The organism is Zoogloea sp. 1C4 (genome assembly GCF_009469605.1).
Lineage (GTDB): Bacteria > Pseudomonadota > Gammaproteobacteria > Burkholderiales > Rhodocyclaceae > Zoogloea > Zoogloea oryzae.
In genome coordinates this window covers 26,566-40,241 of record NZ_SSXU01000014.1, presented here as the reverse complement: position 1 = coordinate 40,241, position 13,676 = coordinate 26,566, and the positions used below count along the sequence as shown (strand labels likewise).

The following is a 13,676-nucleotide window of genomic DNA, read 5'->3' as shown; positions in this document are numbered from 1 at the left end:
GCATCCCGTCATAACCTTTGATGCAAACATGGAATTCCTGACCGACCCGCAACTGCTGATCGCCTTCCTCACCCTCACCGCCCTCGAGCTGGTGCTGGGGATCGACAACGTGATCTTCATCTCCATCCTGGTGGACAAGCTCCCGCCGGAGAAGCGCGCCTTCGCCCGCCGCCTCGGCCTGTTCCTCGCGATGTTCATGCGCCTCGCGCTGCTGGCAGCCCTGTCGTGGATGGCCGGCATGACCGAGCCCGTCGTCACCGTGCTGGACCACGGCTTCTCGGGCCGCGACCTGATCCTGCTGGGCGGTGGCCTGTTCCTGGTGTGGAAGAGCACCCAGGAAGTCCACCAGCTGATGGAAGGCGAGGAAGGCGAAGCCTCCAGCGCCGTCAAGGCCACCTTCGGCGCGGTGATCGTGCAGATCATCCTGATCGACATCGTGTTCTCGCTGGATTCGATCATCACCGCCATCGGCATGGTCAATAACCTCCCGGTGATGATGGCCGCGGTGATCGTCTCGGTGGGCCTGATGATGGTCGCCTCCGGCCCCATCGGCGAGTTCGTGTCGCGCCACCCCACCGTCAAGATGCTGGCCCTGTCGTTCCTGCTGGTGATCGGCGTGGTGCTGATGGCCGACGCCTTCGGCCACCACGTGCCCAAGGGCTACATCTACTCGGCGATGGCCTTCTCGGTGCTGGTCGAGATGCTCAACCTGCGCATGCGTGCCCGTCAGGCGGCCAAGACCGCGCCGGTCAAGCTCCACGAGCCCTACGTGCGTGAGGAAAGCAAGCAGTGACGGCCCCCTTCGGACCGCTGACGCCCGATTTCGTGCTGTCGGCGGTCGAGGCCAGCGGCCTCGTCTGCGACGGCCGCCTGCTCACCCTCAACAGCTACGAAAACCGTGTCTATCAGGTCGGCATCGAGGACGCCCAGCCGCTGATCGCCAAGTTCTACCGCCCCGGGCGCTGGAGCGACGAGGCGATCCTCGAGGAGCACGCCTTCCTCGCCGAACTCGCCGACGCCGAGATCCCCGCCGTGCCGGCATTGGAGGTTGGCGGGAGCACGCTGCATCACTACGAAGGCTTCCGGGTGGCGCTGTTCCCCCGCCGCGGCGGCCGCGCGCCCGAGCTGGACGACCCGGCGGTGCTCGGCTGGCTGGGCCGCTTCCTCGGCCGCATCCACGCCATCGGCGCAAACAAGCCCTTCGCCCACCGGCCAGACCTGACCATCCGCAGCTTCGGCGAAGAACCGCGGGACGAACTCCTCGCCTCGCCCTTCCTGCCGTCCGAGCTGCGTGAAACCTGGCGTTCGGTGGTGGATCAGGCCCTGGACGGCGTGCGCCGCTGCTTCGAGCGGGCCGGTGAGCAACCGATGATCCGCCTGCATGGCGACGTGCACGGCGGCAATGTGCTGTGGACCGACGCCGGCCCGCATTTCGTGGATTTCGACGACGCCCGCAACGGCCCGGCGGTGCAGGATCTGTGGATGCTCCTCTCTGGCGACGCCCCGGCCATGGCCCGCCAGCTCGACCACGTGCTCGAAGGCTACGAGCAGTTCGCCGATTTCGACCCGGCCAGCCTGCATCTGGTCGAGGCCCTGCGCACCCTGCGCCTCATCCACTACGCCGGCTGGATCGCCCGGCGCTGGGACGACCCGGCCTTCCCGGCGGCCTTCAGCTGGTTCGACACCCCGCGCTACTGGCAGGACATGATCCTCTCGCTGCGCGAGCAGGTTGCGCTGATGGACGAATCGCCCCTCGCGCGACAGTTCTGAGCCTGCCTGGCATTCCATCAACGCAGGGTGTATTCGATCTACACCCCGTGAATATCCTTTGTTCACGGGGTGAATATGCTCTACACCCGATGGGATTCCTTTGTTCACGGGGTGTAATCGATCTACACCCGGTGAACATCGTTCGTACACCGCCTGTATTCGATCTACAGCGCGTGAATGTCCTTCGTTAACCCGGTGATGTCGATCTACGCCGGCCTGACATCCTTCTCGCCGGCCCGATTATCGACAGACCGGGGTCGATGAAGGCTGTCGTCAGGCGGGGGTTGCCGTTTCGGCGTCAAATTGGCCGGCGCGGAAGGCGTCCAGCAGCCGGCGCATGCGCCCGGCGTCCTCTTCGGTGAAGCCCTGCTTGAAATCGGTGAGCACCAGCCGTGCGCGGGTCGGCCAGTTGCCCGGCGCGTCGTCGATGGCCAACCACGACGCGGTGGGCGCCTTGGCTGCCAGCCACTGGCGGGCTTCCCGCTCGCGCAGGCCGTAGAGCTCGTTGGGATTGCGCGGAAAGATCGCCGGCGTGGTGTCGATCACCCGGGGCTGGATGTCCGGCGAGAAGCGCGCCCGCAGCTTGGGCAGCGAGAACAGCGTGCGCCAGTCGGATGCGATCACCACCCGGGTCTCGGGGTAATCGCGCAGCACGGCTTCGAGCACCGGCAGACAGCGAAAGTCCTCCGCCTCGCGCCAGGGATGCGTGACCCCATCGAAATCGAGGAAGACATAGACCGGGATCACGCCCGGGCTGTGGAGGTTTTCGGTCATTGTTTGATGCGTCGCAACATTTGGGTTGAGGAAAGGTGGAATCCTGCCGTTATCAAAAAAGTTTGCACGTAACAGTATTCGTAGACCATTCTAAGGTCTGCAATTGTTGCAGTGCAGTAATTTTTTATCGAACCCCATGGAGGTTTTTATGAACCCGATCATCAATCTCGAAGGCAAGGTGGGTCTGATCACCGGTATTGCCAACGAAAAGTCCATCTCCACTGGTGTTGCCGAAGCGTGTATCGAAGCGGGCGCCAAGGTCATCATCACCTACCAGAACGAGAAGACCCTCGCGTTCATCGAGCCGATCGTCAGCCGCCTGGGCATCGAGGACGTCCTGCTCCTCGACGTGACCAAGCCCGAGACCATGGACGAAGTCTTCGCCCAGATCGACGCCAAGCACGGCAAGCTCGACTTCGCGATCCACAGCATGGCCTTCGCCAAGCGCGACGACCTTCACGGCCGCGTGGTCGACACCTCGCCGGACGGCTTCGCGATGGCGATGGACGTGTCCACCCACTCCTTCGTGCGCCTGGCCCGCAAGGCCGAGCCGCTCCTCGAGAAGGCCGGCGGCGGTTCGCTCATCACCATGACCTATCTGGGCAGCGAAAAGGTCATCGCCAACTACGGCGTGATGGGCCTGTGCAAGGCAGCCCTCGAAGCCGCCACCCGCTACATGGCCTTCGAGCTGGGCCCCAAGAACATCCGCGTCAACGCGATCTCCCCGGGCCCGCTGATGACCCGCGCCGCCTCCGGCATCGCCGGTTTCGACGGCCTGATGGCAGCTGCCGTGGATCGTTCGCCGCTGCACCGCCTCGTCACCCCGGAAGACATCGGCGCGCTCACCGCGTTCCTCGTCTCCGACGCTGGCCGGAACATGTCGGGCGGCGTACACTTCGTGGATGCTGGCTACAACATCATCGGATGACCCTCGTCGATCCGCGATGATCGACCCGCCCGCCGTGCTGCCGGAAGCCGGGAGAGCGCTCAGTCGCCTTCCCGATCCGGTTCCGGCTCACCCCCTGCTCGAAGGTCTCGTCGAGATCGGGCGGGGGGAATTCTCGATCGTGCTCGACGCCGGTGACGGCGAGCGCGTCTTCAAGGTGGTCAGCTCTCCTGCCGACTACTTCTATCTTGCCGCGGACGACCGTCCCACCGGCATTCATTTCCCCCGCGTGTTCGCCGATTACGGCGTGATCGGCAAGGCCAGCAACGGCTATTCGTTCCGCCTCGTCGAGGTCGAGCGCCTGCGTCCGGTGTCGGGCGAAGCGTCCCGGCTCGCCCGGCTGCTCGCCGCCGCCTACTGGGAAGGCTGCGAGAAGTGGGCCAACATGGGCGTCAATCGCGGCCGGCTGGCGCTCTATCACATCGCCCAGGAACCGCCGCCCGAACTCCCCGCCAGCCTCGTCGAGGCCGTGGCGCGGCTGTCTGACTTCATCGAGGGCTACCCCGTCCAGCCCGACATCCTCAATCCCGACAACCTGATGATGCGCGCCGACGGCACGCTGGTGTTTGCCGATCCGGTCTTCCTGCCCTGATCTGCGTCCTCAGCCGGCGCGGTGCAGCAGTGGGCGCTTGGGGGCGTTCTTGGTGAGCAGCTTCCAGGCCACGCCGAACACGTCGTCGCCCCGCGAGACCGCCTTGCGCGGCAGGGCCAGCAGGTCGTTCGACGGGATGGCGGCCGCCCGCTCGCAGGTGGTGCCGGAGAGGTAACCGGCCGCGGCGGCGGCTTCCATGCTGCGCAGGTCGTGGCTACCGTAGGGGTAGCAGAAGTGATCCACGCGCTGGCCCAGCAGGTCTTCGAGCGCCGACTTGCTGTCGGTCATCTCGCGGGCGATGCAGGCCTCGTCCTGCTGGGCGAGGCGCAGGTGGCTCTTGGAGTGGGAGCCGATGGTGAAGCCCATGTCCCGCACCTCGCGCAGCTGCGCGGCGTCCATCAGCGGCGCCGGCTCGGGGCCGACGCCCGCATCCCACAACGACGTGCTACCGATCAGGCTGCTCACCGCATACACCGTGGCCGGATAGCCGTGGGCCTTGAGCACCGGCGCGGCGTTCTCGAGGAAATCCACGTAGGCGTCGTCGAAGGTGAGCACCAGCGGGCGCGGCGGCAGCGCCTTGTCGCCGCGCAGGCCGGCCACCGCGTCGTCGAGGCTGATGACGGTATAGCCGAGCACCCGGAACAGCGTCATCTGGGCGCGGAAGCGCGGCAGGTGGCAGTACAGCGCGCCGTGGGCCTTCACCCGGCCGGGAAAGTGCCCGACCCGGTGGTACATGAGGATCTGGATCATCGGCTGCAGGCCTCGCGGTAGGCCGCCAGGGTTCCGTCGAACATCGCATTCTCCGTGAAGCCGGATTCGAAGCGCTGGCGGGCCCGGGCGCCCAGGGCGGAACGCCGCTCGGGGTCGGCCAGCAACTGGGCGATGGCGTCGGCGAGGGCCGGCACGTCGTCCGGCGGCACCAGCAGGCCGCTCGCGCCGTGCTCGACCACCTCGCCGATGCCGCCGACGGTACTGGCGACGATGGGCAGGGCGCAGGCCGAGGCTTCCAGCAGGGTCAGGGACAGGGCCTCCCGCCGCGACGGCGCCAGCAGCATGTCGGCAGCCGCCAGCAGGGCCGGCACGTCTTCGCGCAGGCCGAGGAAGCGGACCCGGTCGGCAATGCCGAGTTCGGTCGCGAGGGCCTGGATCTGTGGGCCCAGATCGCCGTGGTGGTCGCCGGCGAGGAGCAGCGTCCAGCGCTGATCCTTGATGCGGGCCAGCGCCTTCAGGGCCGTGTCGTGGCCCTTGGCGGTGACGATGCGGGCGGCCATCAGCAGGCACGGCACGTCGTCGGCGAGGCCCAGCGCCGCTCGGGTTGCGTGGCGCACGTTGGCGGGCAGCCTGGCGGCGATGTCGGCGATGCCGTGATGGACGACCCGGATGCGCGCCGGGTCGTAGCCCTCGCGCTCAAGAAAGCGCGCCACGGCGCCCGATACGGCGATGATCCGGTCGGCCCGGCCGAAGTGCTTGCCGGCGTTGTCGGAGTGGGCGGTGGCCACGTTGGGCACGCCCGCCAGCTTCGCGGCAAACCCGGTGTACAGCGCCCCGCGGGTGAGGTGGCCGTGGATCAGGTCGGCCTTTTCGCGGCGGGCATACAGCGCCAGGCGGATGACTGACGGCAGATCGTAGATGCCCACCATTGGCAGGTTGATGCCGCCAAAGCCGTCGGCGGTGAGCTGCTGGCCGAGCCAGCCGTTCATCGAGCCGGCGAACAGCGCCTCGTGGCCCCGCGCCCGCAGGCCGCGCATCAGCTGCAGGGCGTGGCGCTCGGCGCCGCCGCTGCGCAGGCTGTGCAGCACGGTGATGATCTTCATGGCTGGAGCACCTGGCGATAGACGGCAAGGTTGCCGGCCACCATCGCGTCGATGGAAAACTCGGCCAGGATGCGCGCCCGGCCGGCGGCGCCGAAGCGCGCGCGGAGGGCCGGGTCGGCGGCGAGGCGGTCGATGGCGGCGGCGAGCTGAGCTTCGTTGCCGGGCTCAATCAGCAGGCCGGTGACGCCATCCTGCACGGCCTCCGGCAGCCCGCCGGCGTGGGTGGTGACGATGGGCACGGCGGCGGCCGAGGCCTGCAGCAGCGACACGCCCAGCCCTTCCATGTCGGCCGGATGCACCAGCAGGTCGAGCCCGCCCAGCCAGCGCGGCAGATCGTGGCGGAAGCCGGCGAAGCGTACCGCGGCGTCGAGCCCGCGGCTGGCGACTTCGGCGCGCAGCTCGGCCTCCAGCGGGCCCTGGCCGAAGATCAGCACGACCAGCTTCGGGTGCTTTTCGAGCAGGGCCGGCAGCACGGAGAGCAGGTAGCGGTGGCCCTTGCGCGGGATCATCTGCGCCACCACGCCGGCCACGAGGGCGTCGGCGGGCAGGCCGAACTCGGCGCGGAAGGCGGCGGCATCGACCGGTGCGAGGTAGGGCGTGGCGTCCACGGCGCTGCGCACGCAGGTGACTTTGCCCGGCGCGAGGCCTTCGGACAGCAGCACCTGGCGGATGCCCTCCGAGATGGTGATGACGTGGTCGTACAGCCGGTACTTGATCGCCACCGCGAGGCGGGATTCCGGGTTGTCCACCCGTCGCGACAGCACGCAGGGCACGCCGGCGAGCTTTGCGGCGAGGCCGCCCCAGGTGTCGGCGCCGCGGCGGCTGTGAAGGTGCACGAGGTCGGGCTTTTCGGTGCGGATCAGGCTGGCCAGGCGCAGCACCATGCCCGGATCGCCGTCGCCGCCCATCTTCATGGGCACCACGCGCACGCCGGCGGGCTGCTGGCGGGCGGAGTCGCTGCCGGTGGGGCACGCGAGCAGGTTGTCGATGCCGCGGGCGGCGAGGCCCTCGACAATGTACTGCACCTGACGCGCGCCGCCGTACAGAAACTTGCCGGCTTCCACGTGGAGGATCTTCATCGCGCGCCTCCGTCCTGGATGGCAAGCATGGCCTGGGCGCGTTCGATGACCATCGCCGGGGTGATGTCGCGCAGGCAGGTGAACTTGCCGCCGCAGGTGGGCCGGCGCTTGCACGGCGAGCATTCCAGTCCCAGCCAGATCACGCTGCCGGTGGGCCGGCCGGTATCAAGGTAGGGGCAGGTGGAGCCGAAGATCGCCACCGTGGGCCGGGCCAGCGCGGTGCCCATGTGGGTGAGTCCGGTGTCGACGCCGATCACCAGCGCCGAACGGGCGATGACGGCGACGGCCTCGGGCAGGCGGGTCTGGCCGGCGAGATTGACGATGCGCGGGTCGGCCGCGGCGATGCGGGCCGCGGCGTCGGCATCGGCCGGGCCGCCGAGGATCACCGGGGTGAGGCCGGTGGCGGCGATGAGCTGGGGCGCCAGCGCCTGCCAGGCGTCCTCGAACCAGTGCTTTTGCGGGCGGGTGGTGAAGGGGGCGAACACTGCGTAGCGGCCGGTGGTGAGCCCGTGGGTGGCGAGCTTGGCCTGCACGCTCGCATCCGCCGCCGGGGCGACGTGGAGCGTGGGCAGGAAGTCGCCGGCGTCCGCGCCCAGGTGCTGGGCGAGGAACTGGTATTCGGAGCCGATGCGGTGGATGTCGCCGCCGCGGGGGATGACCTCGGTCATCAGCAGCTGGCTGCCTTCCTTCGAGCCGAGGCCGACGCGGCGTTTCGCGCCCGAGAGCCAGGTGATGAAGCCGCTCTTGAGCAGGCCTTGCAGATCCAGCGCCACGTCGAAATTGCGGGCGTGGAGCTCGCGCCGCAGGGCCAGCACGCGGCGGGCGAGCTCAAGCTTCTGCCCGCCCTTCCAGAGCTTGACCCACTCGGCCTTGCTCCAGGTGATGACCTCGTCGATGGCCGGATCGGTGAGGAGGAGCTCGTGGATGCCGGGCTCGACCAGCCAGGCCACATGGGCGTCCGGGTAGGCGCGCTTGATGGCGGCGGGCAGGGCCGAGGCGAAGACCACGTCGCCGATGGCCGAGCTGCGGACGATGAGGATGCGCTTCACGCGGAGACTCCGGCGCGGCCGTGGGCGGCCGGGCGGCGGGGCTGGGAGCGGAGGCGGAACGTCATGGGCAAAAACCGGGCGGCGCAAAGACCGCTATTGTGCCGCAAGTCGTGCCGCTTTCGCCCGCGGGTGGCTAGGTGCGGCGGATCGGCGGGTGTCGCGGGGAGTTCCTGGCGACGAGCTTCCAGAGCACGCCGAGGGCGGTGTTGCCCTGGGAAACCGGCTTGCGCGGCAGCGTCAACAGATCGTCGGCCGGGGTGGCGACGGCCCGCAGGCAGGTGGTGCCGGTGACGTAGCCGGCCTCGGCGGCGGCGTGCACCGCGCGAATGTCGTGGCTGCCGTAGGGGTAGCAGAAGTGGTCGACCCGCTTGCCGAGGGCGTCTTCGAGCATGCGCTTGCTGATCGTCATCTCTTCGGCGATGCGCTGGGTGTCGACCTGGGCGAGGCGGGGGTGGCTGACCGAGTGGGAGCCGATGGTGAAACCCATGGACTGCACTTCACGCAGCTGGGCGGCGTTCATCAGCGCGGCGGGGCGCAGGCCTTCGGGCTCGACCCACGACGAGGCCTGGCCGAGCAGCCCCGCAACGGCATAGACGGTGGCCGGATAGCCGAAATCCTTGAGCACCGGCGCGGCGCATTCGAGGAAATCCACGTAGCCGTCGTCGAAGGTGAGCACCACCGCGCGGGCGGGCAGGGTGGCCTCGCCACGCAGGCCGGCCACGGCGTCGTCCATGCTTACCACCGAATAGCCGAAGCGCTTGAGCATGCTCATCTGCGCGGTAAAGCGCGGACGATGGCAATACTGCCCCCGATGACTGGGCATGCGCGTCGGAAAATCACCAACCTGGTGATACATCAGGATGTGGACTCGGCTCATTCTGGATAGGGATTTCACGCCCGGGCACGAATCATGCCGGAATTTTGTTTCGGCATGTTCCGTGCCGTGCAGGGAAATGTCACGACCGGCTCATTGAATTAACACTTTCTATCAATGGGCTGCGCCGGCAGGCGCGGGCCTACAGCCAGGTCGTGATCAGCCAGGCCAGCGCCGCAACGAAAACGACACCCAGCACCACGTTGCGAGTCTTTTTCATGGTGCGCTGGAGCTTGACCCGCTGGCGGCTGGCCTGGAAGTGCTCGACCACCGGGGTTTCGCTGCCGCGGTCGAAGATCTTCACGTAGCTCTCGGGCAGCGCGCCGACCTTCAGCTCGGGGTGGCGCTCGACGGCGGTGGTGAAGCTGTCCTGATCGACGCCCAGCACCATGCCGTCCTGGGCGGCGATCCAGTCTTCGACGAAGGCGTGCATCGCCGGGGTGTTGCGCAGGTAGAGCGTGCCGGTGAGGTAGCGGTGGGTCATCCCCGCGTCGGCGGGGGCGATGAACACGCCCAGGTCGGCATCGAAATCGAAGAACAGCTTGAGGGGCGAGCGGACGACCGAGTCGGCGTCGAGGTACACCACGTCGCGGCCAGGAAAGCGGCGCAGGCAGTCGAGCAGGAACTCGGGCTTGATGCGCGTGTTGGCTTCCCAGTAGCCCCGGCTGGCGAAGCGCTTGAGGAAGTACGGGGTGCCGGTGCGGTCGAGGGATTCGCGCAGCTGGGCTGCTTCGGCGGCGTAGCCGTCGGTGAAGAAGCCGCAGGTGAGGAAGGGTACGCCCGGAGCGTCGTTGAGGATTTCGCCGTCGGCGCCCATGTTCATGGTCGGTGTTCGGAATGGAGAAGGCGATCTATTCTGCCCGAATCGGCGCGGCTTGTCGGCCGTCCGCAGGCGGCCCGAGGCTGCGCCGGCCCAGCAGCAGCACCGCGAAGAGCACGTACAGCAGCGAGGTGTTGGAGCGCCACAGGTAATCCTCGAAGAGGCTGCACACGCCGATGAACACCACCAGCGCCACCCGGTGCTGGGCGAGGGCGTCGCGCTGGCGGCGCCACAGGATGGGCGGGAAGTAGGTGAGGAGCAGGATCAGGCCGCCACCGATGCCGGTGGTGGTGACGGTGAACAGATACTGGTTGTGGGGGTTGTCGGTGGTGGTCCAGTCGGGCGTGTAGCGCTGGTTGATGTCCACGTAGGCGGGGTAGAAATCCCCGGCGCCAACCCCGGTGAGGAGGTTCTCGGCGGCGAGGCGCAGGCTGTTGGTGAGGAATCCCAGCCGCTGGGCGGTGGCGGTGTCGAAGGTGTCGTCGCGCCGGGCGAATTCGCTGAGGGTCTCATCCACCTGGGCGGCGATCGGGGCGCTGGTGTGGTAGGCCAGCACGGCGAGGCCGCCGGTGAGGCTGACCGCCGCCAGGGCTGCCCGCAGCGGGTGGCGGCCGGCGAGGCGCTGGAAGATCAGCAGCGCGACGAGGACCAGGAAGACCAGCTGGCCGGTGCGGCCGGTGGAGAAGATCAGGTTGCCGGTGGTGAGGGCCGCGAGCAGGGCGAAGCCGGCGCGTCGCCAGCCCGTGGCGGCGAGGGCTTCGCGCAGCGCCAGATAGCCGGCCCAGGCGAGGATCGGGGCGTACAGGATGTGATCGACGAAGGGCGCGGTCTCGGTGGCTTCCTTCCGGACGCGGATGCCGTCGGGCCACTCGGGGAAGAAGCTCATCTCCAGCCAGTTGTACCAGGCCAGCGTCTCGGCCATCAGGCAGCCGGCCAGGAAGGCGGCGATGCAGCGGGGGGCGAGTTCGCGCCGGGCGATGGTGAGGTAAAGGGGGGAGAGCAGGAAGAAGGCGTAGCGCCCGACCATCCGCAGGCCGGCCTGCAGGTCGTCGGTCCACAGCAGCGACAGAGGCGTGATCCAGAAGAAGGCCTGGAAGATCCAGAACAGCGGATCGCCCTTTAGCTGCGCCCATTTTTCGGCGAAGCGGCCTTCGACCAGCGACAGCAGCAGGATCAGCCCGCTGATCGAGTAGGCCGGCGCCACATGGGCCGGCAGGAAGAAGAACAGGCTCGCGAACAGCAACCCGTTGATGGCGGGGATGTGGGCGGCAATGCGGGCCTGCAGGCCCGCCGGGGTGTTTCGGGAGGACATCGCCGGGAAATGCGCTAGCCGCGGGCGTGCAGTTTCGCCTTCAGCCGGCGGGCCATCAGGAACACGCTGATCTTGCGCCGCTCGGCCTCGGCGACCCGGGCGAAGTGGCGGGTCAGGCGGCGGGCGACGCTGTCTGCGCCCTTGCTGCCGAAGCGCGCGCCGATGCTGCTGGCGATGCTGGCATCTTCGACGACCACGCTCGGGGAGAGCACCGGCACGCAGAGGCCGAACTTCCAGTAGCGGTCGAGGGTGTCGTCGATGGGGCTCTTTGGCACCGGGATGGCGGCCAGCAGGCGGCGGGCGCCTTCGAGGCTGACCATGTAGCCCTGGGTGCCGCTGGGGTGCTTGGTGGGCAGGACGAGCTGCTCGCCGCCCGACAGGGTGGCGACGGGAATCCCGCGGATCGGCTGGAGGGCGGACAGGCGCACCGCGTCGAAGGGCGGCATCAGGGCGGCGGCTTCGCGGGCGACGCGCATCAGCGACGGGCTGCACACCACGTCGTCCTCGAGGACGATGGCGTGGGGCAGGCGGCGCTCGACGACGATCTGCCAGAAGCGCAGGTGGCTGAGGTAACAGCCCACCTCGCCGTTGGAGAGGCCCGGCTCGGCGTCGGGGCCGAGGGTGGCGCGATCGACCTTGACGCCTTCGACGGCCGGGAGGATCTCCGCCTCGAGCCCGAGTTCGCCCAGGTGCCGGAGGATGGCCTCGCGACGGTCGGCGGCACGCTCAAGATTGACGACGAATATCTTCATGGTGTGTTTTCAGTCTTCGTGGCGCTGGTGGTGGCCACACAGCTTCATGATCCGGCGCTTGTGTTTTTCGGTGAAGTGGGCGGCTGCCTGGCGCAGGAGCGCCAGCGGGCCGCGTCGCACGTGGATGCCGAGCACCCGGTGGTCGCGATAGGCCGGGGGCAGATCGACGAGGACGGTCTCGAGCTCCACCCCTGGATCGATGCCGTCGGCGGCGAGCTTGCGGTAGAAGGCACCGCTAGCCTGGATCGGCTTGGTGTGGCGGATCACCGCAGTGTCGACGATGCCGACCTTGCCGCCGGCCGCGTGGGCCAGGTGGCAGTAGGCGTGGTCGCTGCCCCAGGTGCTGCGGGTGATCGGGATGGCGTCCAGGTGGCGGGCCAGGAAGCCGGTCTCGAAGCACGGACACATCACCTCGACGAAATTGGTCTCGCGCCATTCGGCCAGCGGGTTGCGCAGCATGATGCGGTGCGACCAGTAGCCGGACCAGTCCTGGGCCGGGTGCGATACGGTGAGACCCAGGCGCTCGGTGGTCTCGAAGAAATCCGAGATGCTGCCGCCGGTGACTGCCAGGTCGTCATCGGCCAGTAGCACGTAGCGGTAGTCCGACAAATCCAGGACGCCGGACTTCACGCACTGGTGGAAGTGTTCGAGCTTGTTGTAGCCGCCCGTGTGGGTGGCGATGGCGGCGGGGTGAGGCTCCCTCGGGAGATAGCCGCTGACGAACAGATCCCAGTTGCGCTGAGGCTCGGCGGCGAGCCAGTCGGGCAGCAGGTCAGTGGCGCCGACCCGCATGAACACCAGGTAGGGCCGGCGGGCTGCGGGCACGGGTTCCGGCCGGGTGAAGGGCGCCGGCCGGATCTCAGGCGCCATGGACATCAACCCCGGTGGTGCGGAAGGCTTCGAGCATCTGGCGCTTCTCGTCGGCGGACTTGAAGCGCACCCGATCCCAGCCGAAGGCCACCACCTTCGTGCTGGCCGGGGCAGTCTGGCGGGCGAACAGCAGGGCGCTGGAGCGCACCCCGACGACGGCGTTGTAGGGCGTGCGGGCGAGGTGGACTTCGAGCGGCTCGTCCAGATTGACCACTTCGTAATCCGGCTGGTTGAGCTCCCGCGACGGGTCTTTCGGGTGGCCCTTGTAGAAGATGCGGGTGATGCCCTGCCCGGCGAGCCAGGCGCGGATCTCCTCGCTGACGGCGTCCCGGTCGGCGCCCTTCATCAGCCCGGCGCCTTCCAGGGGCTGGCCGATCACCAGGGCGGTGGGTTCGCCGTCGACGACAACGCGGGTCGGGTCGGGTTCGACCAGCGGCGGCAGCACCACCGCCTTGGCGGGCGGGTATTCGTGGGGCAGGCCGGGCAGCACGTAGACGCGGTCGCAAAAGGGCGCGTCGGAGCCGATGCGGTCGCCCGAGAAGCACCAGTAATCGAGCTCGGGCGCCACCAGCTGGCGCAGCTTGCGCACGTACTGGAGGAAGCGCTTGGCGAGCGTGAGCGGATAGCGGCGGATGCTGATGATGCCGTCGGGCAGGATGCGGGCGTGCATCTCGCTGGCGCCGCAGCGGGGCGGCAGGGCGCGCAGGAAGTAGTTGATCGCCTCGGTGTCGAACACCGCGCTGTGGATGTGCAGCACCTTGCAGCGGCCGACCAGATCGGCCACCAGGCGGATGTTCTCGCGCTGGCGGCGCAGGCGGCCGAAGGGGCCGGGCAGGGGTTCCCAGCGGGGCCAGGGCATGTAGCCGGCAGCGTCCCAGTCGGTCTGCTTGATGATCGGGGTGACGCCCCGCTTGTAGCACACCAGCACCTGGCGGGCGCCGGGCTCGAAGTTTTCGGCGATGCGCCGCGCCGCCAGATACTGCAGCGGCGATGCGACGAAGTAGAGGGCGACGCGATCGCTCAT

15 protein-coding genes are annotated in these 13,676 nt (G+C 68.4%); 4 read left to right on the top strand and 11 right to left on the bottom strand.

Going from position 1 to position 13,676, the window contains the following annotated elements:
• Positions 1-28 precede the first annotated feature (28 nt).
• Positions 29-793, top strand: a complete 765-nt coding sequence (locus GH681_RS16070; RefSeq protein ID WP_153162511.1) for a TerC family protein — start codon at positions 29-31, stop codon at positions 791-793.
• Positions 790-1,770, top strand: coding sequence for a serine/threonine protein kinase (locus tag GH681_RS16065; RefSeq protein WP_153162510.1), 981 nt, complete (start codon positions 790-792; stop codon positions 1,768-1,770). The genes GH681_RS16070 and GH681_RS16065 overlap by 4 nt, the downstream gene beginning before the upstream one ends.
• Positions 1,771-2,043: 273 nt before the next feature.
• Here GH681_RS16065 and GH681_RS16060 read toward each other — a convergent pair whose 3' ends face one another.
• Positions 2,044-2,544, bottom strand: coding sequence for an HAD domain-containing protein (locus GH681_RS16060; RefSeq protein WP_153162509.1), 501 nt, complete (start codon positions 2,542-2,544; stop codon positions 2,044-2,046).
• Between the two features lie 148 nt (positions 2,545-2,692).
• Between GH681_RS16060 and fabI the strand changes: the two genes are divergently transcribed.
• Positions 2,693-3,472: an enoyl-ACP reductase FabI gene (fabI, locus tag GH681_RS16055; protein ID WP_153162508.1), complete on the top strand. Its 780-nt coding sequence runs from the start codon at positions 2,693-2,695 to the stop codon at positions 3,470-3,472.
• A 16-nt stretch (positions 3,473-3,488) separates the two neighbouring features.
• Positions 3,489-4,082 carry a hypothetical protein gene (locus tag GH681_RS16050; protein ID WP_153162507.1) on the top strand — a complete coding sequence of 198 codons (594 nt, stop codon included), beginning with the start codon at positions 3,489-3,491 and terminating at the stop codon, positions 4,080-4,082.
• Positions 4,083-4,091: 9 nt separating this feature from the next.
• On the opposite strand, the gene GH681_RS16045 is transcribed toward GH681_RS16050, so the two are convergent.
• The 10 genes from GH681_RS16045 to GH681_RS16000 all read right to left on the bottom strand — a co-directional run bounded on the left by GH681_RS16045 (position 4,092) and on the right by GH681_RS16000 (position 13,676).
• The gene (locus GH681_RS16045) at positions 4,092-4,832 is read right to left on the bottom strand and encodes a polysaccharide deacetylase family protein (protein WP_153162506.1); all 741 of its coding nucleotides are present in this window, start codon (positions 4,830-4,832) and stop codon (positions 4,092-4,094) included.
• A complete protein-coding gene (locus GH681_RS16040) occupies positions 4,829-5,896 on the bottom strand; it encodes a glycosyltransferase (RefSeq protein ID WP_153162505.1) in 1,068 nt (355 codons plus the stop codon). The genes GH681_RS16045 and GH681_RS16040 overlap by 4 nt, the downstream gene beginning before the upstream one ends.
• Positions 5,893-6,975 carry a glycosyltransferase family 4 protein gene (locus tag GH681_RS16035; RefSeq protein WP_153162504.1) on the bottom strand — a complete coding sequence of 361 codons (1,083 nt, stop codon included), beginning with the start codon at positions 6,973-6,975 and terminating at the stop codon, positions 5,893-5,895. Before GH681_RS16035 ends, GH681_RS16040 begins: the two co-directional genes overlap by 4 nt.
• Complete coding sequence (gene waaF, locus GH681_RS16030) at positions 6,972-8,024, bottom strand: lipopolysaccharide heptosyltransferase II (RefSeq protein WP_153162503.1); 1,053 nt, start codon at positions 8,022-8,024, stop codon at positions 6,972-6,974. The genes GH681_RS16035 and waaF overlap by 4 nt, the downstream gene beginning before the upstream one ends.
• Before the next feature lie 133 nt (positions 8,025-8,157).
• Entirely contained in the window at positions 8,158-8,901 is a 744-nt protein-coding gene (locus GH681_RS16025) for a polysaccharide deacetylase family protein (protein WP_153162502.1), read from the bottom strand.
• Between the two features lie 139 nt (positions 8,902-9,040).
• Positions 9,041-9,721 carry a putative nucleotide-diphospho-sugar transferase gene (locus tag GH681_RS16020; RefSeq protein ID WP_153162501.1) on the bottom strand — a complete coding sequence of 227 codons (681 nt, stop codon included), beginning with the start codon at positions 9,719-9,721 and terminating at the stop codon, positions 9,041-9,043.
• A gap of 28 nt (positions 9,722-9,749) precedes the next feature.
• A complete protein-coding gene (locus tag GH681_RS16015) occupies positions 9,750-11,030 on the bottom strand; it encodes an O-antigen ligase (protein WP_153162500.1) in 1,281 nt (426 codons plus the stop codon).
• Between the two features lie 14 nt (positions 11,031-11,044).
• Positions 11,045-11,782 (bottom strand): glycosyltransferase family 25 protein, encoded by a 738-nt coding sequence (locus tag GH681_RS16010; RefSeq protein WP_153162499.1) that lies wholly within the window; start codon positions 11,780-11,782, stop codon positions 11,045-11,047.
• A 9-nt stretch (positions 11,783-11,791) separates the two neighbouring features.
• Positions 11,792-12,652, bottom strand: coding sequence for a hypothetical protein (locus tag GH681_RS16005; protein ID WP_153162498.1), 861 nt, complete (start codon positions 12,650-12,652; stop codon positions 11,792-11,794).
• A complete protein-coding gene (locus GH681_RS16000) occupies positions 12,642-13,676 on the bottom strand; it encodes a polysialyltransferase family glycosyltransferase (protein ID WP_153162497.1) in 1,035 nt (344 codons plus the stop codon). The genes GH681_RS16005 and GH681_RS16000 overlap by 11 nt, the downstream gene beginning before the upstream one ends.

Coding starts and splice junctions, on each gene's coding strand:
- fabI (WP_153162508.1), top strand. CDS start 2,693: ATGAACCCGATCATCAATCTCGAAGGCAAGGTGGGTCTGATCACCGGT.
- GH681_RS16010 (WP_153162499.1), bottom strand. CDS start 11,782: ATGAAGATATTCGTCGTCAATCTTGAGCGTGCCGCCGACCGTCGCGAG.
- GH681_RS16015 (WP_153162500.1), bottom strand. CDS start 11,030: ATGTCCTCCCGAAACACCCCGGCGGGCCTGCAGGCCCGCATTGCCGCC.
- GH681_RS16050 (WP_153162507.1), top strand. CDS start 3,489: ATGATCGACCCGCCCGCCGTGCTGCCGGAAGCCGGGAGAGCGCTCAGT.
- GH681_RS16035 (WP_153162504.1), bottom strand. CDS start 6,975: ATGAAGATCCTCCACGTGGAAGCCGGCAAGTTTCTGTACGGCGGCGCG.
- GH681_RS16070 (WP_153162511.1), top strand. CDS start 29: ATGGAATTCCTGACCGACCCGCAACTGCTGATCGCCTTCCTCACCCTC.
- GH681_RS16005 (WP_153162498.1), bottom strand. CDS start 12,652: ATGGCGCCTGAGATCCGGCCGGCGCCCTTCACCCGGCCGGAACCCGTG.
- GH681_RS16045 (WP_153162506.1), bottom strand. CDS start 4,832: ATGATCCAGATCCTCATGTACCACCGGGTCGGGCACTTTCCCGGCCGG.
- GH681_RS16060 (WP_153162509.1), bottom strand. CDS start 2,544: ATGACCGAAAACCTCCACAGCCCGGGCGTGATCCCGGTCTATGTCTTC.
- GH681_RS16040 (WP_153162505.1), bottom strand. CDS start 5,896: ATGAAGATCATCACCGTGCTGCACAGCCTGCGCAGCGGCGGCGCCGAG.
- GH681_RS16020 (WP_153162501.1), bottom strand. CDS start 9,721: ATGAACATGGGCGCCGACGGCGAAATCCTCAACGACGCTCCGGGCGTA.
- GH681_RS16000 (WP_153162497.1), bottom strand. CDS start 13,676: ATGAGCGATCGCGTCGCCCTCTACTTCGTCGCATCGCCGCTGCAGTAT.
- GH681_RS16025 (WP_153162502.1), bottom strand. CDS start 8,901: ATGAGCCGAGTCCACATCCTGATGTATCACCAGGTTGGTGATTTTCCG.